The 19,725-nt window shown below is 64.5% G+C and carries 16 protein-coding genes and 1 tRNA gene; 6 read left to right on the forward strand and 11 right to left on the reverse strand.

Going from position 1 to position 19,725, the window contains the following annotated elements:
• The first annotated feature begins 279 nt into the window (after nt 1-279).
• The 5 genes from lon to MTX21_RS04040 all read left to right on the forward strand — a co-directional run bounded on the left by lon (nt 280) and on the right by MTX21_RS04040 (nt 5,308).
• Nucleotides 280-2,703 carry an endopeptidase La gene (gene lon, locus MTX21_RS04020; RefSeq protein WP_280970625.1) on the forward strand — a complete coding sequence of 808 codons (2,424 nt, stop codon included), beginning with the start codon at nt 280-282 and terminating at the stop codon, nt 2,701-2,703.
• A 79-nt stretch (nt 2,704-2,782) separates the two neighbouring features.
• On the forward strand, nt 2,783-3,187 hold the full coding sequence (locus MTX21_RS04025) for a GFA family protein (protein ID WP_280970626.1): 405 nt from the start codon (nt 2,783-2,785) through the stop codon (nt 3,185-3,187).
• Between the two features lie 63 nt (nt 3,188-3,250).
• A tRNA-Val gene (locus MTX21_RS04030) sits at nt 3,251-3,327 on the forward strand.
• A 747-nt stretch (nt 3,328-4,074) separates the two neighbouring features.
• Nucleotides 4,075-4,266, forward strand: coding sequence for a hypothetical protein (locus tag MTX21_RS04035; protein ID WP_280970627.1), 192 nt, complete (start codon nt 4,075-4,077; stop codon nt 4,264-4,266).
• A 181-nt stretch (nt 4,267-4,447) separates the two neighbouring features.
• Nucleotides 4,448-5,308 carry a methyltransferase domain-containing protein gene (locus MTX21_RS04040; protein ID WP_280970628.1) on the forward strand — a complete coding sequence of 287 codons (861 nt, stop codon included), beginning with the start codon at nt 4,448-4,450 and terminating at the stop codon, nt 5,306-5,308.
• A gap of 145 nt (nt 5,309-5,453) precedes the next feature.
• Here MTX21_RS04040 and MTX21_RS04045 read toward each other — a convergent pair whose 3' ends face one another.
• Genes MTX21_RS04045 through MTX21_RS04065 form a run of 5 tightly spaced genes read right to left on the reverse strand, consistent with a single transcriptional unit; the run spans nt 5,454 to nt 12,250 of the window.
• The gene (locus MTX21_RS04045) at nt 5,454-6,431 is read right to left on the reverse strand and encodes a cation diffusion facilitator family transporter (RefSeq protein WP_280970629.1); all 978 of its coding nucleotides are present in this window, start codon (nt 6,429-6,431) and stop codon (nt 5,454-5,456) included.
• Between the two features lie 2 nt (nt 6,432-6,433).
• On the reverse strand, nt 6,434-9,646 hold the full coding sequence (locus MTX21_RS04050) for a CusA/CzcA family heavy metal efflux RND transporter (RefSeq protein WP_280970630.1): 3,213 nt from the start codon (nt 9,644-9,646) through the stop codon (nt 6,434-6,436).
• Nucleotides 9,639-10,616 carry a divalent metal ion exporter adaptor subunit IhpB gene (gene ihpB, locus MTX21_RS04055; protein ID WP_280970631.1) on the reverse strand — a complete coding sequence of 326 codons (978 nt, stop codon included), beginning with the start codon at nt 10,614-10,616 and terminating at the stop codon, nt 9,639-9,641. Before ihpB ends, MTX21_RS04050 begins: the two co-directional genes overlap by 8 nt.
• Entirely contained in the window at nt 10,613-11,887 is a 1,275-nt protein-coding gene (gene ihpA, locus MTX21_RS04060; RefSeq protein WP_280970632.1) for a divalent metal ion exporter subunit IhpA, read from the reverse strand. The genes ihpB and ihpA overlap by 4 nt, the downstream gene beginning before the upstream one ends.
• Nucleotides 11,888-11,941: 54 nt before the next feature.
• Nucleotides 11,942-12,250: a hypothetical protein gene (locus MTX21_RS04065; RefSeq protein WP_280970633.1), complete on the reverse strand. Its 309-nt coding sequence runs from the start codon at nt 12,248-12,250 to the stop codon at nt 11,942-11,944.
• 204 nt (nt 12,251-12,454) lie between these two features.
• On the opposite strand from MTX21_RS04065, the gene MTX21_RS04070 reads away from it, so the two are divergent.
• Entirely contained in the window at nt 12,455-13,084 is a 630-nt protein-coding gene (locus tag MTX21_RS04070; RefSeq protein WP_280970634.1) for a cation transporter, read from the forward strand.
• A gap of 81 nt (nt 13,085-13,165) precedes the next feature.
• Here the strand turns inward: MTX21_RS04070 and MTX21_RS04075 are convergent, their stop codons facing one another.
• The 6 genes from MTX21_RS04075 to MTX21_RS04100 form a co-directional block, all read right to left on the reverse strand.
• Complete coding sequence (locus MTX21_RS04075) at nt 13,166-13,693, reverse strand: hypothetical protein (RefSeq protein WP_280970635.1); 528 nt, start codon at nt 13,691-13,693, stop codon at nt 13,166-13,168.
• A gap of 65 nt (nt 13,694-13,758) precedes the next feature.
• Nucleotides 13,759-14,211 (reverse strand): hypothetical protein, encoded by a 453-nt coding sequence (locus tag MTX21_RS04080; RefSeq protein WP_280970636.1) that lies wholly within the window; start codon nt 14,209-14,211, stop codon nt 13,759-13,761.
• 266 nt (nt 14,212-14,477) lie between these two features.
• On the reverse strand, nt 14,478-14,606 hold the full coding sequence (locus MTX21_RS04085) for a hypothetical protein (protein ID WP_280970637.1): 129 nt from the start codon (nt 14,604-14,606) through the stop codon (nt 14,478-14,480).
• A 9-nt stretch (nt 14,607-14,615) separates the two neighbouring features.
• Nucleotides 14,616-17,801 carry a CusA/CzcA family heavy metal efflux RND transporter gene (locus tag MTX21_RS04090; RefSeq protein ID WP_280970638.1) on the reverse strand — a complete coding sequence of 1,062 codons (3,186 nt, stop codon included), beginning with the start codon at nt 17,799-17,801 and terminating at the stop codon, nt 14,616-14,618.
• The gene (locus tag MTX21_RS04095; RefSeq protein ID WP_280970639.1) at nt 17,798-19,231 is read right to left on the reverse strand and encodes an efflux RND transporter periplasmic adaptor subunit; all 1,434 of its coding nucleotides are present in this window, start codon (nt 19,229-19,231) and stop codon (nt 17,798-17,800) included. The genes MTX21_RS04090 and MTX21_RS04095 overlap by 4 nt, the downstream gene beginning before the upstream one ends.
• Entirely contained in the window at nt 19,228-19,626 is a 399-nt protein-coding gene (locus MTX21_RS04100) for a FixH family protein (protein WP_280970640.1), read from the reverse strand. Before MTX21_RS04100 ends, MTX21_RS04095 begins: the two co-directional genes overlap by 4 nt.
• Nucleotides 19,627-19,725: the final 99 nt, after the last annotated feature.

The following is a 19,725-nucleotide window of genomic DNA, read 5'->3' on the forward strand; positions in this document are numbered from 1 at the left end:
TGGCTGCGGAATTCTCCGCAGCCAATGTTGCGTCGCTCACTTGTGTCGTAAGCGCCGAATGGCGCGCATTTTTCAATGACTTGACACCCCCCGGGGCGATAGCCACCTAATGTCGGCGGCGAGTGAGATTTCTCTTCAAGATTCGCCTCAGTTACGATCCGGCGATGCCGATCCGTCTGACAAGGACCGACCGGTTTTGCGGATCATCTCGGCACCTTGTGGCGGTTGCGCATAAGCAAGCGGACTGCGTGCAAGGGGGCAAAGCAAAAGGAAAAGGCCATGACTAATCCCAAACCCCGGCCAACCATCGTACATGGCGAAGCGCACGCTTATCCCGTGCTGCCGTTGCGCGATATCGTCGTATTCCCGCACATGATCGTGCCGCTCTTCGTCGGCCGCGAGAAGTCGATCCGCGCTCTCGAAGAGGTGATGAAGAACGATGCCCTGATCATGCTCGCGACGCAGAAGAACGCGTCCGACGATGATCCGGCGCCCGGTGCGATCTACGAGACCGGCACGCTCGCCAGCGTGCTGCAGCTCCTGAAGCTTCCCGACGGCACGGTGAAGGTGCTGGTCGAAGGGCTCGAGCGCGCCCACGTGCAGAAGTACACGGACCGTGCCGACTATTACGAGGCGACCGCCGTTGCGCTCGCCGACACCGATGCGAAGTCGGTTGAGGCCGAAGCGCTGGCGCGCTCGGTCGTGTCCGACTTCGAGAGCTATGTGAAGCTCAACAAGAAGATCTCGGCCGAGGTCGTCGGCGTCGTGCAGGCGATCACCGATTTCGCCAAGCTCGCCGACACGGTCGCATCCCATCTCGCCGTCAAGATCGCCGATCGCCAGGGCATCCTGGAGACGCTGTCGGTCACGCAGCGCCTGGAGAAGGTGCTGGGCCTGATGGAGAGCGAGATCTCGGTGCTGCAGGTCGAGAAGCGCATCCGCTCGCGCGTCAAGCGCCAGATGGAGAAGACCCAGCGCGAGTATTATCTCAACGAGCAGATGAAGGCGATCCAGAAGGAACTCGGCGACGACGACGGTCGCGACGAACTCGCCGATCTCGAAGAGAAGATCTCCAAGACCAAGCTCTCCAAGGAAGCGCGCGAGAAGGCGCAGCATGAATTGAAGAAGCTGCGCCAGATGTCGCCGATGTCCGCGGAGGCGACCGTCGTGCGCAACTATCTGGATTGGCTGCTGTCGATCCCGTGGAACAAGAAGTCCAAGGTCAAGAAGGACCTGGAGGCAGCGCAAGCCATCCTGGACTCCGACCATTACGGGCTCGAGAAGGTCAAGGAACGCATCGTCGAGTATCTCGCGGTGCAGTCGCGCGCCAACAAGCTGACGGGGCCGATCCTGTGCCTCGTCGGCCCTCCCGGTGTCGGCAAGACCTCGCTCGGCAAGTCGATCGCGAAGGCGACGGGGCGCGAATTCGTGCGCGTCTCGCTCGGCGGCGTGCGCGACGAGGCCGAGATCCGCGGTCACCGTCGCACCTATATCGGTTCGATGCCCGGCAAGATCATCCAGTCGATGCGGAAGGCGAAGTCGTCCAATCCGCTGTTCCTGCTGGACGAGATCGACAAGATGGGCGCCGATTTCCGCGGCGATCCGTCCTCGGCGCTGCTCGAGGTCCTGGACCCCGAGCAGAACTCGACCTTCAACGACCACTACCTCGAGGTCGACTACGATCTGTCCAACGTGATGTTCATCACGACCGCGAATACGCTCAATATTCCCGGGCCGCTGATGGACCGCATGGAGATCATCCGGATCGCCGGCTACACCGAGAACGAAAAGGTCGAGATTGCGCGCAAGCACCTCATCCCGAATGCGGTGTCCAAGCACGGTCTGGAGTCCAAGGAGTTCTCAATCGATGACGACGCGCTCTTGCTTCTGATCCGCCGCTACACCCGCGAAGCGGGCGTGCGTAACCTGGAGCGTGAGCTCTCGTCACTCGCCCGCAAGGCGGTGAAGGAGCTGATGATCTCCAAGAAGAAGTCGGTCAAGGTCACCGAGAAGACTCTGGAAGAGCTCCTCGGCGTGCCGAAGTACCGCTTCGGCGAGATCGAGAGCGAGCCGCAGGTCGGCATCGTCACCGGCCTTGCCTGGACCGACGTCGGCGGCGAGTTGCTGACGATCGAAGGCGTCATGATGCCCGGCAAGGGCAAGATGACGGTCACGGGCAATCTGCGCGACGTGATGAAGGAATCGATCTCGGCGGCGGCGTCCTACGTCCGCTCGCGCGCGATCACCTACGGCATCGAGCCGCCGTTGTTCGACAAGCGCGATATCCACGTGCACGTGCCGGAGGGGGCGACGCCGAAGGACGGTCCATCCGCCGGCGTGGCGATGGCCACCGCGATCATCTCGGTGATGACCGGCATCCCGGTCCGCCACGATGTCGCGATGACCGGCGAGATCACGCTGCGCGGCCGTGTGCTGCCGATCGGTGGCCTCAAGGAGAAGCTGCTCGCCGCTGCGCGCGGCGGCATCAAGACGGTGCTGATCCCCGAGGACAACGCCAAGGATCTCACGGAGATCTCCGATGCGATCAAGGGCGGCATGGACATCATCCCGGTCTCTCGGCTGGACGACGTCGTCGCCAAGGCGCTGGTGAAGAAGCCGGTGCCGATCGTCTGGGAAGAGGACACCAAGGTGACGGTGAAGCCGGAGGGCGAGGAAGCCGCCGGCGGCCTGACCGCTCACTGAGGTTCAGCGAAAGATGATAAAACGGCGCCTTCGGGCGCCGTTTTTGTTTTGGAGGCGATTTCCTAGGGAGGGCAGACCCATGCAGATCGACGGGCAATGCCATTGCGGCCGGATCACCTATGAGGCCGAGATCGACCCCGACGCCGTCTCGGTCTGCCATTGCACCGATTGCCAGGCCCTGAGCGGCTCGCCGTTCCGGGTGACCGCGATCTGCTCCAGGCAGGCGATCCGGCTGACCAGCGGCACGCCAAAGGTCTACGGCAAGCACGGCGACAATGGCCGGATGCGCTTCCAGCACTTTTGCGGGAACTGCGGGGCTCCGCTGTTCACGAGCGGCGAGGGCGACCAGGCCGACGATTGGGGCATTCGCTGGGGCAGCATCCGCCAGCGCGATGCCTTGCGGCCGGTCAGGCAGATCTGGTGCCAGTCGGCCGCGGCGTGGATCGATTCCGTTCCCGGCCTGCCGGGCCGGCCGCAGGATTGACGTCGAGGTCGCTAGGGCTGGGCACTTGCCCCTTCGGGGCACGTAGGGCTAAAGAGGCGGCGAGGGCGGTTAGCTCAGCCGGTTAGAGCATCTCGTTTACACCGAGAGGGTCCGCGGTTCGAATCCGTGACCGCCCACCAGCCTTCGCTCGCTTCGCGAGCTACGGCTGGGCAAGCCAGCCCCAACACCGATGTCGCGAAGCGAGCAAAGGCTGCCGCGCCGAAGGCCAACGGGTGAAGGCGGGCTTTTCGCCGCGAGCTGCGGCCGGGCGAACCAACTTTCCTTCCCGCGCGTCCTGGATTGGCAGGCCAGCACCTGGTGTGGCAACAAAAAGAAGACGGACACCGGCGCTCGCGCGGCGAGCCTCAATGGCTGAGTTCCGCCTCGACCGCGCGCAGTCCGTCGGATGTAATCCTGTACTGATCGCCTTGCGCCGTCATCCATCCGGACCTGACCATCTCACGGGCTGTATGTATCGAACAGACCGGGTGACTGGCTCCGGGGTGGTACAGCCTGTCGCTTCGGACAATCAGGTGTCCATAGAGCTGCGCTTGACGCAGTGCTCGGCACATCGTCGGCGAAGGCTTGTCCATCTCTGGTCAAGCGCGGCCGCAGCGAATGTTCCTACGGCGTCGGTGCTTTTGAAGCATCTGGAGTTTGATTCGTGGGAGCCTGTCCTTGCTCAGCGAGCTGCGGCTGATGAGGCAACCACGGCCCGATTGATCGGCCCACTAGGCAGCCGGCGGCCGTCCTTCCTCGCCGAGCCTGGGGCCCGACGCCCGAAAGAGGCCTTCGGGACGTCCAAAATTACCTTTTTTCGGTCATCTTTTCGATCGCCGTCCGAACCACGGTTTTGGCTCCCTGCATCAGCGTGGAGTATCGCCGAGATGAGTGATCTTCGCATCAAGCTGGAAAGGTACGAGGCCAAAGCCGCCCACTGCATGAAAGCGGCTCAAGAAGCTCCTGATGAGGCCGGTCGGGCCTTTTACGAGGAGCTTGCTCACTACTACGACGAGCTGGCAACGGACTTCCGCCGTGTCCTTGCGAAGCGTACCGGAGTCTCGCTGGCGGCCGAATGATCGGCGTAGCGCAGGTCGGCAGTTAAATCCTCTCGCCGTCTCTCAACCTCTGACGCCGTGCCGCGCGGCGTGAGCGCAAGAACGTCTCGCTGACAGGTGGACCGAAGAGGCCGCCGTCAGTTGACGGCGTCTTTGTATTTCGGCATCGGGGTCGTTCGACCAAGTTGCCGGAGGGACTTCCATGGAACAGCCAAGCGGACACGCGGAGAACGCCGACCAGATCGCCTATTGGAACGGACCGAGCGGGCAGCGCTGGGCCGATCGCCATGCGGCGCAGGAGAGTTTGCTCGGGCCGATCGCTGACGTGCTGATCGACCGCGCCAAGCCCAGGCCGGGCGAGCGCGTCCTTGATGTCGGCTGCGGCTCCGGTGCGACGACCTTCGCATTCGCGAAAGCGGTGGCGCCGAACGGGTTCGCGCTCGGCCTCGACGTATCAGACCCGATGCTGTCGCAGGCGCGTGCGCTGGCGCCCAAAGGCCTACCGCTCGATTTCGCGCTCGCGGATGCGACGGTCTATCCGTTCGAGCCGGCGAGCTTTGATCTCCTGGCCTCGCGCTTCGGCGTCATGTTCTTCGCCGATCCGATCGCATCCTTCACCAACCTTCGTCGTGCGTTGAAGCCGACCGGGCGGCTGGCCTTCATCTGCTGGCGCGAGCCGCGCGAAAACCCCTGGATGATGGCACCGCTGATGGCGGTCTACAAACACGTGCCGAAGATGCCGCCGGTCGGGCCCGAGGAGCCCGGTCCGTTCGCCTTCGCGTCGGAGGAGCGCGTGATGCGCATCCTCAGAGGCGCCGGCTTCGTCGATGTGGCGATGGAGCCGCACAATCTCGCGATGGACATAGCGATCGGCGGCGGGCTCGAAGCGGCCGTCGACGGTGCCTTGCAGATTGGCCCCGCCAGCCGCGCGCTTCAGGGCCACCCGCCGGAGACATATGCGGCCGCCAAGGCCTCGATCCGCGAGACGCTCGCGCCGTTCGTGAAAGGGCAGTCGGTGGCCTTGCAGGGGGCGATCTGGACCGTCACGGCGAAGGCGGCGTAGAGGCCGCTGCTCACGCCGCGCCGTCATTACGAAGTAGAGTGCCGCCGTGGTGACAGACTGGATTGCTTCGCTGCGCTCGCAATGACGATGTGGATGCGTTCTTACGCTATGTTCTCTGCCGTCATGCCCGGGCTGAGCGAACCCCTCACACCACATCATCCGGCGCGAGCGCGCAGCCGTTGTCGGCTCCCGTCTCCACTTGAAGCGTGGTGTGGCCGATGCGGAAGGAGGTCTTCAGCAACTGCGCCGTTTCCATCAGGAATGCATCGCCCGCAGCGCCGCCGGGCATGACGAGGTGACAGGTCAGCGCCGTCTCGGTGGTCGAGATCGGCCAGACATGGAGATCGTGGATCGCTGATACGCCGGGGCGGTTCAGGAGGAATGCCCTGATGGCATCGAGGTCGGTCCCCTTCGGCGCGGCGGCCATCGACATGTCGATGGAACTGCGCAGCAGGCTGGTCGTGCTCCAGAGGATGGTGGCGCAGATCGCGAGGCTGGTCACGGGATCCAGCCAGAGCCAGCCGGTCCAGATGATCAGCGCCGCCGAGACGACGACGCCGAGCGAGACCGCGGCGTCGCCGGCCATGTGCAGAAAGGCGCCTTCGATGTTGATGTCGTCTTTCCGCCCGCGCGCAAACAGCATGGCTGTGGCGCCATTGATCAGGATGCCGATGCCGGCGACCACCATTACGGTCACGCCGGCGATCGGCTGGGGCTCGCGCAGGCGCAAGATCGCTTCCCAGCCGATCGCGCCGGTCGCGACCAGCAGGAACACCGCGTTGGCCAGTGCCGAGAGAATGGTGGACGCGCGCAGGCCATAGGTGAAACGGCCGCTCGGCGCGCGCTTTGAGGCCACCGAAGCCCCCCAGGCCACGACCAGGCCGAGCACGTCGCTGAGATTGTGGCCGGCATCGGCGAGCAGTGCAGTGGAATTGGCGATATAGCCGTACACTGCCTCGGCCACGACCAGCGCGGTGTTGAGCGAGATGCCGATTGCGAAAGCCTTGCCGAAATTGGCCGGCGCATGGGCATGGCCGTGGCTGTGATCATGGCCATGATAATGACCTTGTGCGTGGCCGGCATGGTCATCGTGATGACCGGCATGATGATCGTGGCTTGCCACGTCTATCGCTCCTCCGAAGCGGCCAAATCCGCGCCCATTGTAGGCGCTTCGCTCGTTCCGTCGCGGCGGAACAGCACATAAAGCGCCGGCAGCACCAGCAGCGTCAGCATGGTCGAGGAGATGATGCCGCCGATCACCACGGTCGCAAGCGGCCGCTGCACCTCGGCGCCGGCGCCGGTGGCGAGCGCCATCGGCACGAAGCCGAGTGAGGCGACCAGCGCGGTCATCAGCACCGGGCGCAGGCGCGTCAGCGCGCCCACGCGCACCGCGTCCGCGACGGAGCGTCCCTCGCGGCGCAGCCGCTCGATGAAGGCGATGATGACGAGGCCGTTGAGCACGGCTACGCCCGACAGGGCGATAAAGCCGACGCCGGCGCTGATCGACAGCGGGATGCCGCGCAGCAGCAGCGCTGCAACACCTCCGGTCAGCGCCAGCGGTACGCCGCTGAACACCAGCAGCGCATCGGCGGCAGAGCCCATGCTCATGAACAGCAGCAGGAACACCAGGAGCAGCGCCACCGGCACGACGATCGTCAGCCGCTTGGTCGCGGAAACAAGCTGCTCGAACTGTCCGCCCCAGCCGATCCAGTAGCCCGGCGGCATCTTCACCTTTTGCGCTACGGCGGCCTCGGCTTCAGCGACGAAGGAGCCGAGATCGCGTCCGCGGACGTTCGTTGCGACCACGACGCGGCGCTTGCCGTTCTCGCGGCTGATCTGGTTCGGTCCCGGCGCGACCTCCACCGTGGCCAGCGAGGAGAGCGGTACGTAACGCAGCGCCGCGCCGGTTGCTCCCGTCCACGCTGTCCTGGTCAGTGCCGTACTCTCTGGTGCGGGGGGCAGGGAAATGGGGATGGCCTTGATGGCATCAAGGTTGGCACGCAGGTCCTCCGGCAAGCGCACGATGATATCGAAGCGGCGATCGCCCTCGTAGAGCTTGCCTGCAGGCTTTCCGCCGACCGCGATTTCGACCACGTTCTGTACGTCGGCGACGCTGAGGCCGTAACGCGACAGCGCTTGCCGGTCGAGCTTGACGGTCAGGATCGGCAGGCCCGCGACCTGCTCGGTCTTGATGTCGGCGGCGCCTTCAATGCCACGCAGGACGGATTGCACCTGCTGCGCGATTCCGAGCAGGATATCGAGGTCGTCGCCGAATATCTTGACGCCGACGTCGCTGCGCACGCCCGCGATGAGTTCATTGAAGCGCATCTGGATCGGCTGCGTCATGCCGTAGGTCGTGCCCGGCAGCGTGTTGGCGACGCGCTCGAGCTCCTCGACGACATCGGCCTTGGACTTGTCGGGGTCGGGCCATTGCTCCTTTGGCTTCAGCATGACGTAGGTATCGCCGGCGTTGGGCGGCATCGGATCGTTGGCAACCTCCGCGATGCCGAGCTTGGAGAACACGGTGGCGACCTCAGGGACCCGCTTGAGTGTGCTCTCGAGCCGAAGCTGCATCTCGACGCTTTGCGTCAGGCTGGTTCCGGGAATCCGGATCGCCTCGATCGTCACGTCTCCCTCATCCAGATTCGGGATGAATTCGCCGCCCATCCGGGTTGCGGCAAACAGGCTGCCGGCCACGATCACGAGAGCGGCGAGGACGACGCCGGCATGGTGACGGATGACCCGGTCGAGAAGCGGGACATAGACCCGCCTCGCACCGCGCATGAAGATGTTCTCCTTCTCCGAGACCTTGCCGCTGACCAGGATCGCGATCGCGGCAGGAACGAAGGTGACGGACAGCAGCGCGGCGCCAGCCAGCGCCATCAGCACGCTGAGCGCCATCGGCGTGAACATCTTGCCCTCGGTGCCGGTCAGCGTCAGGACCGGGAGATAGACCACTGCGATGATGAGCGTCCCGAACAGGCTCGGCTTGATGACTTCGCTGGCTCCGGCGCGGATCGTTTCGGTCCGTTCCGTGAGCGACAACAGGCGTCGCCGCCTTTGTTGCTCTTGCGCAAGCAGGCGCAGGCAGTTCTCGACGATGATGACGGCGCCGTCGACGATGATGCCGAAGTCGATCGCGCCGAGGCTCATCAGATTGGCACTGACCCTGGTCTCGACCATGCCGGTGATCGTCAGCAGCATGGACAGCGGAATGACGCAGGCGGTGATCAGAGCCGCGCGGATGTTGCCGAGGACGAGGAACAGGACGGCAATGACGAGGGCGGCTCCCTCCAAAAGGTTCTTCTGAACCGTCTCGATCGTCGCTTCCACGAGATGCGTCCGGTCATAGACCGCGTGCGCGACGACGCCATCCGGCAGCGACTTCGCGATCTCGCGCAGCTTGGCCGCGATCCGCTGCGCGACAGAGCGGCTATTTTCGCCGATCAACAGCATCGCTGTGCCCAGCACGGTCTCCTGGCCGTCGACGGATGCCGCGCCGGTCCGCAGGTCTTTGCCTTCCTGGACGTCGGCGACGTCGCGAACGCGAACCGGCACGCCGCCGCGGGATCCGATGACGATATCGCGGATTTCATCGATGGTTGCGACCTGGCCGGGCGCACGGACCAGATATTGCTCGCCGTTGCGCTCGATGTAACCGGCTCCGACATTGGCATTGTTGGCAGCTAGGGCGGTGAGCACGTCCTGGAAGCCAAAATTGTAGGCCATCAGCCGGCCCGGATTTGGCAGCACGTGGAATTGTCGCTCGTAGCCGCCGATCGAGTTGACCTCGACCACACCGGGGACGGTACGGAGCTGTGGCTTGATGATCCAGTCCTGGATGGTCCGGAGCTCGGTTGGCGTGTACTCGCGGCCATTCGCCGATTTCGCGCCCGGCATGGCGCTGACGGTGTACATGTAGATTTCGCCGAGACCGGTCGATATCGGTCCCACCGCGACCTCGGTTCCGGCAGGCAGTTGATCCTTCACCTGCTGAATGCGCTCGCCCACGAGCTGGCGGGCGAAGTAGACGTCGGTGCCTTCCTGAAACACGACCGTGACCTGGCTCAGGCCATAGCGGGAGATCGAGCGCGTATAGTCGAGCCTGGGCAGGCCGCCCATCACGGTCTCGATAGGAAAGGTGATACGCTGTTCGGCTTCGAGCGGGGAGAGGCCGGGAGCGTTCGTATTGATCTGGACCTGGACGTTGGTGATATCCGGGACCGCATCGATCGGCAGGCGTGCGAAATTCGAGGCGCCGAAGGCGCCGGCCGCGAGCGTGAGAAGAACCACCAACCAGCGCTGACGGATGGAGAAGGCGAGGAGACGCTCAATCATGATCGGCCTCTCCCTTGCCCATCTCCGCCTTCACGACAAAGCTGTTCTCGGCAACGTAGCGCTCGCCTGCGGAAAGGCCTGCGCGGATTTCGACGAATTTCGGATCGGACTCGCCGAGCTCGACCGGGCGCGCCTCGATCTTGTCACCGTCCTCGCGAACGAAGACGATCGTTCTGTTCTCCAGCGTCTGGATCGCGGCCTTTCGAACCGCGACGGCAACGTTGCGCGCGGCCAGGATCAGCCGCGCCGTGACGAACAGCCCGGGCCGCAGCCTGCCGTCGGGATTTGGCAAGACGACGCGTGCGAGCGCGGTCTGAGTCTCGCTCGAGCCGATCGGCGCGAGGTAGGAGATCGTGCCCTGGATCTCGCCGCGGCGGTCGTCCGGATCGATCAGCACCGCGTCGCCGAGGCGAACGCGCCGGAGGTCCTGGCGATAGATCGAGAGATCGACCCAGATGGTGGAGAGGTCGGCGACGACGAAGGCCGGCTTCTGCTCGGAGGCGTATTCGCCAAGCGAGATCTGCCGCTCGATGATGGTGCCGCCGATCGGCGCCTTGAGCTCGTAAACCGTTAGGCTCTGGTTGCTCTCGATCGCGGCGAGCAGGTCGTCCTTGGCAACCTTGTCGCCGATGCGCTTCTGGATTGATTTGGCGATGCCGGGAAAACGCGGCGTCACCTGCACCACTGCTTCCTGGTTGGCGTGCAAGGTACCGTTGAAGGCGAGGGTGTCCGTCAGCGTGGCGCTTGCGGCCTCGGCCAGGACCACGCCGGCGGCAGCGAGCTTGACGTCGGAGATCCGGATGCGGTCGGCGCCGTGCTCGTCCTGCTCGACGTGTTCGTTCGGCTTCCCGGGCTTCCTCTCCTCGTTGTGAGCTGTCGGCTCGACCCTGGCGGGCGCGAGCATCGCGTAGCCGTAGGCGCCGAGCGCGGCGGCGATGAGTGCGACGAGGATGGCGGATGACGTCTTCATCTTGCGCTCTCCCGGGCGAGCGTGAAGGGATTGCCGACGAGGCCTTCAATGGTCGCAACGCCGGCGTGGAAATTCTGCAGCGCCTCCTGCTCGCGCAGGCGCGCCTGGGTGACGCTTGCCTGGGCGTCGAGCACTTCGAGCAGCGTGAAGCGGCCCTGGCCGTAGCCTTGCGAGATCGCTTCCGCAGCTTCAGTCGCCTTCGGGATCGCGGTCTCGCGCAACACGGCAAGCTCGCGCAGCGAGCCCTCGAGCGAGTCGTAGGCACGGCCCGCGACCACGATCAGCGTGTTGCGGTTGGCCTCGCGCTCGGCGCGGGTCTTGGCAAGACTCTCCTGCGCCGAGAGGATATTGCCCTGGTTCTGGTCGAACACCGGAATCGGCACCGAGACGGTGAGGCGCACCGCGTCGTCATTGGTTTCGTTGAAATGCCGCCAGCCGGCGGCGATCCGCACGTCCGGATAGGGTTTCAGCCGCGCCAGCAGCAACTCGGCATTGCGCTGCGCATAGACCGCGGTCCAGCGCACAAGCTGCGGATTGGCGTCGATCGCGGCGACCACCGACTTGAACGAGGGCGGGCGTCCGGTGGTGTCGAGCCGGCCGGAGACCTCTTGGAATTTCGCCGCGGGATCGCCCATCAGCACGGCAAGCTCTCGTCGAGCGCTGGCCAAGGTTGCCTTGAGACGCTCACGATCGGCCTTGACCAGCGCAGAGGCAACCTCGGCGCGGCCGGTTTCGGCGGGCGAGGAGGCGCCGGCTTCGACGCGACGGCGCAAGAGCGGCGTCAGCCGGTCGATCGCGGCAATCTGCTCGTCTAGGATCTGGATGCGCCGCTGCGCGCCGAGCACGTTGAGGAAGGCGATCGCGGTCTCCGACAGCACCTCGAGCCTGATGGCCTTGCGCTGGATCGCAGCGACCTCGACGCCGGCCGCACCGGCGGTGATCCGCGCCTCGCGCTTGCCGAACAGCTCGAAGGCCTGGCTGATCTGGAGGGTGGTTTCGGCCGATTTTGTGCCGCGGTAGATGCCGGAGCCGAACGAGTTGTCCTGCTCATAGGACAGTTCCGGATTGAGCAGCGCTCCGGCCTGGATGCGCTGGCCCGTCGCGATGCCGACGTCGCGCTCGGCCGCGGTGAGCCGCGGGCTGGCCGCGAGCGCGCGCGTCAGCGCTCCCCGCATCGTCAGGGTCTGGGCGTGTGACGTCAGCACAAGGAATGGGCTGATGAGAAAAGCCATCGCGCATGCCATGCGCGCGGCCGTTCGCCTGCAAAACATGAATACGACCTGTGAAGGAGGACCGATGGGCGCATGCGGCGCCCGGCTATCCGCTCAGGTCAGATGCTTGGGAGGCGGGGAGTCCGTATCGGGCGCAATGCCGGCAAGCGCGGCTTGAAGCGGCAGCGGCGGCTCCGCAGGGAGGTCGGCAACGCCGTCCGGCTGCGCCGGCTGGACCACCGCGACCGAGAAGCAACCGTGGCAGTGATGGCCGGCGACGGCCTTATGGTCGCCATGTCCAGCAGGGCCATTGTCGAGGATCGAAGCGATCTCCGAGCCGCCGGAGGGACTGGTCACGTCGATGTCAAGCGCACCATGCAGCGCGCCCGCGAGCAGGTACATGGTCGAAACGAACACGGCCACAAGCCCGCGCCAATTGCGCGGGTGAAAGAATCCTCGAGGCCTTCGGATCGAAGTCACGACATCACTCAGGTTTTCGATCCGCATGCGGTAGCATGGCGGCGGGAACAGTGTCGACCCGCAATAATGTTACGTGTGGGGAACTCGATGTCGCGGGGGCAGAACGCCGCAATTGTCCGGGTAACACGATCGTCTTATCCTACCGGCATGGCCGACGCCTGCTGTTCACCCCCACCGCTGAATCTCGATCGCCATCGCGACAAAGGGGCCTATCGCCGCGTGCTATGGGTGGTGCTTGCCGTCAATGCAGTCATGTTCCTGGCCGAAATCGGAGTGGGCCTTGCCGCCGGATCGGCCTCGCTTCAGGCGGACGCTCTCGATTTCCTGGGAGACTCCGCGAACTACGCCATCAGCCTCTTTGTGGTCGGGATGGCGCTGCGTTATCGCGCTGGAGCGGCCCTTGCGAAGGGGCTGACGATGGGCGCCTTTGGGCTCTGGGTCGTCGGTACGGTCGTCTGGCACGCCGCCCACGGCACGCTGCCGAACGCATTCGCCATGGGTGCGGTCGGAGTGGCCGCCCTTGCCGCGAACGCTGCTTCGTTCGGGTTGCTATGGGCCTATCGCAAGGGCGACTCCAATATGCGCTCCGCCTGGATATGCACCCGCAATGACGTGCTCGGAAACATCGCCGTGCTGCTGGCCGCGCTCGGCGTGTTCGGGACCGGTACGGGCTGGCCCGATGTCATCGTGGCTGCCATCATGGCCGGCCTCGCGCTTCAGGGAGCGGTTGTCGTGGTACGGCACTCCCGAATGGAGCTGAACATCGCTCCAGCCTAGAACAAACCCCGGTTGATGTCGTGACCTGCTGGAACAAGTCGCGCCGGCGGATAGGAACGTCCGTTAGGCCGCTAGGGTTCGTTATTCCTCGTGGTGGTGGTGCATCGATGCGCCTCCCGCGTAGCCGCGCAATTCGGCGTACCTATCCAATTGAGGCTTGTCGAGAACGGCCCGCGTAAGCAGATGGTACTTGAGATGTGCGTTTCGAAGCTCGCCCTGAATGAATGAGATTGCGGCCGTCGCCGCTCTGAGGCTTTCGGGGGTTACGCTTCCGCTGGCGAATTGCTGGTCTAACTCGCCTTCCTTGTCGATCAGCCGGCTTCCGAGAGGGATCGCTTCAGACCTCATGGCGGCAAACATCTCCTGCACCTTGCCCCGTTGCTCGGAGGTCAACCCCAAACGGTCCGCAAGCTCAAGAACATGGGAAGGCCCAGGATAGCCGTTGATCTCGGCAGCGAGCGCCAATCCCATGCCGCGGCCAGCGCGCAAGTCTGCGATCTCTTGATCCGAGAGCGCCTTTATCTGGCGGAGCTGCATCCCGGCATAGGGTGTCTGCGCCCACAGCGATGCCGAGACAAGGAAAATGACTATTGCAGCGATGAACTTCATGTCGATATTCCTTCCGGCTTAGACAATCTGTAGCTTGTAATTCGTGGTCGAGACCAACCAAGAGCTCAGCAGTGATCTTCTATCGTCTTGGAGATTTCGCTTGGCGCAGCGAAAATGACGTCCGCCCGATCACCCATCATTCCGGCTGACACGATAGCGGGCGCGCCGCTCTGCGGTCCGTCCTGGCTGGAATCCGTTTTCAGACGCAGATTGCGCTCCCAGTAGGGGCGCGTCTTGCCGTCGGCCGTTGTCACGCGATAGGTGTCGCGACAATGACTGATGCCGGTCACGCGCTGTGTGGGATCAAGGGCCTTCAGATTGGGCGCGCGCCCGCCGCCCATCATCCCTCCCATCATGCCGCCCATCCCGTTCATGCGGTTTTGCGCAGTTCGCTCCGGCGCGGCCCCCGGTTTGGTGGCCTCCTTGAGGAACGCCAGTAGATCGGCGCGAACGCGTGAGTCCTTGATGCCCTCAAACGGCATCTCGTTGTCCGGCACCATCCGCGCGGGATCGGTCAACCAAGCATCCAGCGAGCGGTCGTCCCAAATGATCGCCGAAGCTTTCAGCGCGTCGGAGTAGCGGTCGAAGCTCGGCAGGCTTCCCGCCTTTCTGCCCCAGAGGTTTGCGAGACTTGGCCCCGTCATGTTGCGGTCTGTCTCGAGTGAGTGACATGCCGCACAGACGCGAAAATCGTGCTCCCCGCGAGTTATGCTGTCCTGTTGCGCGCGGGCCGTCGGGGAGGCGAGGATAGCCGCGAGAGCCGCAAATAGAATGCGATGCATGTTCAATCTCTCCGGTTTGAGAAGAACAGGTATTTGATCAACGCTGCCGCCCCTAACAAAAGAACGAGGACAATCAGGACGGCCGTAAGCCCCATGTAGCCCATCATTCCCGACATCATGTCGTGCATCATTGGCTCACCTCATTTGGCAGGCTCCGGGATTCGCAATTTCGTGACGATCGCTTTCGACTTCGCCGGCGGTCGTGGTTTGCCCGCAGGAGGCAAACGGAAGCCCTTGACCAGCCCGAAGATCGCCGGGATGACGATCAACGTCAGCAGCGTCGACGAGATCATGCCGCCGATCATCGGCACTGCAATGCGCTGCATGATCTCCGACCCTGTGCCGCTGCTCCACATGATCGGAAGCAGGCCGGCCATGATCGCGACCACCGTCATCATCTTCGGCCGGACGCGCTCGACGGCGCCTTCCATGATGGCGTCGTAGAGGTCGCCGCGGCTCATGGCCCGGCCTTCGAGCGCGCAGCGCGCCCTGATCTCGGCAAGTGCCTGGTTGAGGTAGATGAGCATCACTACGCCGGTCTCGGCGGCCACGCCGGCAAGCGCAATGAAGCCGACGGCGACCGCGACCGAGAGGCTGAAGCCGAGCCACCGCATCAGCCACAGCCCGCCGACGAGGGCGAACGGCAACGACAGCATCACGATCAGGGTCTCGGTGAGCGAGCGGAAATTGAGGTACAGCAGCAGGAAGATGATGAGCAGCGTCGCCGGCACGACGATCTTCAGACGGGCCATGGCCCGCTCGAGATATTCATACTGTCCGCTCCAGACCACGTAATAGCCCGGCGGGAACTGGACGCTCGCCTGCACCGCGCGCTGCGCCTCAGTGACGTAGCCGCCGAGGTCGCGGTCGCGGATGTCGACATAGATGTAGGTCGCAAGCTGTGCGTTCTCCGTCCGTATCGATGTCGGACCGCGTGCGAGTTGGACGGTCGCGACTTCGGCGAGCGGGACCGCACCGCCGGCCGGCATGGGAACGAGGATGTCGCTTGCGATCTTCTTCGGATTGTCCCTGAGATCGCGCGGATAGCGCATGTTGACCGTGAAGCGCTGGCGACCCTCGACGGTGGTGGTGACCGCCTGGCCGCCGAGCGCGGTCGCGATCGTGTCCTGGACGTCCTGGACCATAATTCCGTAGCGGGCCAGCGCGGAGCGATCGGGCGTGATTTCCAGGTAGTAGCCGCCGATGCTGCGCTCCGCGTAGGCGGACGAGGTCCCGGGCACCGCCCGCAGCACCTGCTCGATCTGCTTGGCCAGCCTGTCGATCTCGACGAGATCGGTGCCGATGACCTTGACGCCGACGGGGGTCCGGATGCCGGTCGAGAGCATGTCGATGCGCGCCTTGATCGGCATCGTCCACGCGTTCGACACGCCTGGGAATTGCAGCGCCTTGTCCATCTCGGCGATCAGCCCGTCTATCGTGAGGCCTGGCCGCCACTGCTTCCTTGGTTTGAGATTGACGACGGTCTCGAACATCTCGGTCGGCGCCGGGTCCGTCGACGTCGACGCGCGGCCGGCCTTGCCGTAGACGGACTCCACTTCCGGAAACGACTTGATGATCCGATCCTGCGTCTGCATCAGTTCGGCCGCCTTGGTGACCGAGATGCCGGGCAGCGTCGTCGGCATGTAGAGCAGCGTGCCTTCGTTGAGGTTCGGCATGAACTCGGTGCCGAGCTGACGTGCGGGCCAGATCGTGACGGCGAGCACTCCGATCGCGATCAGGACGACGAGGGTCTTCGCGCGCAGCACGCCCTTGATAACCGGGCGGTAGATCCAGATCAGCAACCGGTTGAGCGGGTTTCTGTGCTCGGGAACGATCCGTCCCCGGACGAAGATCACCATCAGCGCCGGCACCAGTGTGACCGACAGCAGCGCCGCCGCGGCCATTGCGAAGGTCTTGGTGAAGGCGAGCGGGCTGAACAGCCGGCCTTCCTGCGATTCCAGCGTGAAGATCGGCATGAACGACACGGTGATGATCAGCAGGCTGAAGAACAGCGCCGGCCCGACCTCTGAGGCGGCATCGATCAGGATCGCGATCCGCGACCTGCCGGGCTCGGCGCGCTCCAGGTGTTTGTGGGCGTTCTCGATCATGACGATAGCGGCATCGACCATGGCGCCGATCGCAATCGCGATGCCGCCGAGACTCATGATGTTGGAGCCGATTCCGAGCAGCTTCATCGCGCCAAAGGCCATCAGCACGCCGACTGGCAGCATCAGGATGGCGACGAGCGCGCTGCGGACGTGCAGCAGGAAGACGATGCACACCAGCGCGACGACCACGCTTTCCTCGACCAGCGTGTGCTTGAGCGTATCGATGGCGGCGTAGATCAGGTTCGACCGGTCGTAGACAGGAACGACCTCGACCGACTTCGGAAGGCTGGTGGCGATCTCCTTGAACCGCTTCTTGACGTTCTCGATCACGTCGAGCGCGTTCATGCCGAAGCGCTGCAGCACGATCCCGCTGGCGACTTCTCCATCGCCGTTGAGCTCGGTGATGCCGCGCCGCTCGTCCGGCCCCAGTTCGACCCGGGAGACGTCCCGCAGCAGCACGGGCGTGCCCTTGTCCGTCTTGAGGACGATGTTGCCGAGATCGTCGATGCTCTTCAGATAGCCCTTTCCGCGGATGACGTATTCGAACTCCGACAGCTCGACGGTACGCCCGCCGACGTCGGCGTTGCTGGCGCGGATCGCGTCCCGGACCTTTTGCATGGTGATGCCGAGGTCTCGCATGCGCTGTGCGTCGAGGATCACATTGTACTGCTTGACGAAGCCGCCGACGCTCGCGACCTCCGCGACGCCCTCGGCCTTCGCGAGCGCGAATTTGAGATTCCAGTCCTGAATCGTCCTTGTCTCGGCCAGATTCAGTTCCTTGGACATCACCGCGTACTGGTAGACCCAGCCGACGCCGGTCGCGTCCGGGCCGATGGTCGGCGTCACGCCTGCCGGCAGCCGCGACGTCGCACTGTTGAGGAATTCGAGAACGCGGGAGCGCGCCCAATAGATGTCGGTGCCGTCCTCGAAGATCACGTAGACGAAGGAAACTCCGAAGAAGGAGAATCCGCGCACGACCTTGGATTTCGGGACCGTGAGCATCGCGGTAGCGAGCGGATAGGTGACCTGGTCTTCGATCACCTGCGGCGCCTGCCCAGGATACTCCGTGTAGACGATGACCTGCGTGTCGGAGAGGTCGGGGATGGCGTCGAGCGGCAGATGGACGAGCGCGTAGATTCCGGCGGCAGCGGCGAAGCCGGTACCGAACAGCACCAGCAGCAGGTTGCGCGCCGACCAGGCGATGACGCGTGCGATCACGGGCGCGCCTCCATGCTGCCTACCGCCGGCTCGGCCGGTTTCTCGTTCGCCTCGGAAAATCCCTTCAGTGCAGCCTTCAGATTGCTCTCGGCATCGATCAGGAAGTTTGCCGAGGTGACGACGGCCTCGCCTTCCGACACGCCTTGGGCAACCTCGACGAAGCCGCCGCCCCGACGACCGAGCTTCACTTCGCGCGGCTCGAAGCGCCCTTCGCCTTTGTCGACCAGGACGGCCTGGCGGCTTCCGCTGTCGAGCACGGCGCTTTCCGGCACCGCCAGCACCGGTCCCGGCGTGCCGACCTCGATCTCCGCATCGACATACATCTCGGGTCGCAGCAGTTCATCGGGATTGGGCACCTCGATCCGAATCCGCGCCGTGCGCGTCGCTGCGTTGAGATGAGGATAGATCAGCGCCACCGTGCCGCCGAAGCTCTGGCTGGCGAGCGCGCGCGGCCTGACGGTTACCTTCGTGCCGACAGCGACCTGCGCCAGATCGCGCTCTGCGACATCGATGAGCACCCAAACCAGACGGTGGTCGGCGATCCTGAACAGGACGTCGCCGGGGCCCGCACGCATGCCGTTCACGGCGTTGCGCTCCAGGATCTCGCCGTCCTGCGGCGCGAGCCAGGGAATCGACAGCAAGATTTCCCGGGTGCGTTCGAGCTCCCTGATGGCCGGCTCCGGGGTGGCCAGATTTTCCAACCTGCGGCGCGCGCCCTTCAGCTCCTTCCCGGTCGCGCCGGCGTTGATGGCGGAGAGATATTCGGCGGCGGCGCTGGACAGCGCCGGGCTGTACACGTTCATGAGCGGTTGCCCCTTGTGGACGTGATCGCCCGTCGTGACGTTGGCGACGCTCTCGACGAATCCCTCGAAGCGCAGCGCGACCACCGAGACGCGTCTCTCGTCCTCCTGGACGGTCCCTGGCGCCCGGATCAGCGACTTCACGAGCCGCCTCACCACCGGCTCCGATTTGACGCCGGTGCGCTGGATCTTGCCGGGCGACAGTTTGATTGAGCCGTCGTCACTATCGTCGCCCTCATAGACGGGAATGTAGTCCATCCCCATCGAGTCCTTCTTCGGCACCGGGGAGGTGTCGGGCAGGCCCATCGGGTTGCGGTAATATTTGACTTTGCGATCGCTCTGCGCCTTTGCCGAGTTCTTGGCCGCGGTCATCGTTGCTGGCTGGTCGGGCGTATCGGCGGTCGCCGGCACGGCGACATAGTCGCGGCCGTCCTCGGTTTTCTTCGGCGTCGGCGAATAAAGCGGTTTGCCGTCGGGGTCCTGATAGTAGAGCGGGGCGCTGGCGTCCGCTGCACCGGCAGCGGACAGCAAGGGGCCGACGTTCGGCGGCAAGTTGCTGCCGGCGAACAGCGCGACACCTGCCGCTGCGAGGATCGCAGCAGCAGTGCCGATGAGGCGGTTGCGGCTCATTGCTCGGCCGTGACGACGAGCTTATTTTCGACCGTTCCGGTTTCGCCTTGCACCTTGGCGCCAAGCGAAAGCTGCCATCGTCCAGCCATGCCGAAGGTCGCCTTGAATCGGTAGGTGCCGAGCTCGGTCGCCGGCATGGGCGTGACCTTGGTGGCCATCTCCTGCATGCCGTCCGGAGCCATGTCGAGCCGGCTGGCGAAGACCACCGCGTCGGGCACGGCCTTGCCGGTGGTCTTGTCGACAAGTCGCACCGCCACGATGCGATCGTCTCCGGCCTTTACGGTCGGCTGAACGAGCCGGAACTCGTAATTCTTGATTTCGGCATGCGCAGTACCCGTGAGGGCAGCGCCGATCAGCACGGCCACGGCGGCGCGCGCGACGTTGAACGTTGTCATGAATTCAATTCCTCGATTGGTCTGATGGAGCCGCCAGGGCCGCACGCGACAAGCCGCAATGCAGCCAGGCGACAGGCAGCAGTTGCGCGCGCCGGCTTA

The organism is Bradyrhizobium sp. ISRA430 (assembly GCF_029909975.1).
In the GTDB taxonomy this organism is placed as follows: Bacteria; Pseudomonadota; Alphaproteobacteria; order Rhizobiales; family Xanthobacteraceae; genus Bradyrhizobium.

Coding starts and splice junctions, on each gene's coding strand:
- lon (WP_280970625.1), top strand. CDS start 280: ATGACTAATCCCAAACCCCGGCCAACCATCGTACATGGCGAAGCGCAC.
- MTX21_RS04025 (WP_280970626.1), top strand. CDS start 2,783: ATGCAGATCGACGGGCAATGCCATTGCGGCCGGATCACCTATGAGGCC.
- MTX21_RS04035 (WP_280970627.1), top strand. CDS start 4,075: ATGAGTGATCTTCGCATCAAGCTGGAAAGGTACGAGGCCAAAGCCGCC.
- MTX21_RS04040 (WP_280970628.1), top strand. CDS start 4,448: ATGGAACAGCCAAGCGGACACGCGGAGAACGCCGACCAGATCGCCTAT.
- MTX21_RS04050 (WP_280970630.1), bottom strand. CDS start 9,646: ATGATTGAGCGTCTCCTCGCCTTCTCCATCCGTCAGCGCTGGTTGGTG.
- ihpB (WP_280970631.1), bottom strand. CDS start 10,616: ATGAAGACGTCATCCGCCATCCTCGTCGCACTCATCGCCGCCGCGCTC.
- ihpA (WP_280970632.1), bottom strand. CDS start 11,887: ATGTTTTGCAGGCGAACGGCCGCGCGCATGGCATGCGCGATGGCTTTT.
- MTX21_RS04070 (WP_280970634.1), top strand. CDS start 12,455: ATGGCCGACGCCTGCTGTTCACCCCCACCGCTGAATCTCGATCGCCAT.
- MTX21_RS04075 (WP_280970635.1), bottom strand. CDS start 13,693: ATGAAGTTCATCGCTGCAATAGTCATTTTCCTTGTCTCGGCATCGCTG.
- MTX21_RS04085 (WP_280970637.1), bottom strand. CDS start 14,606: ATGATGCACGACATGATGTCGGGAATGATGGGCTACATGGGGCTTACG.
- MTX21_RS04095 (WP_280970639.1), bottom strand. CDS start 19,231: ATGAGCCGCAACCGCCTCATCGGCACTGCTGCTGCGATCCTCGCAGCG.
- MTX21_RS04100 (WP_280970640.1), bottom strand. CDS start 19,626: ATGACAACGTTCAACGTCGCGCGCGCCGCCGTGGCCGTGCTGATCGGC.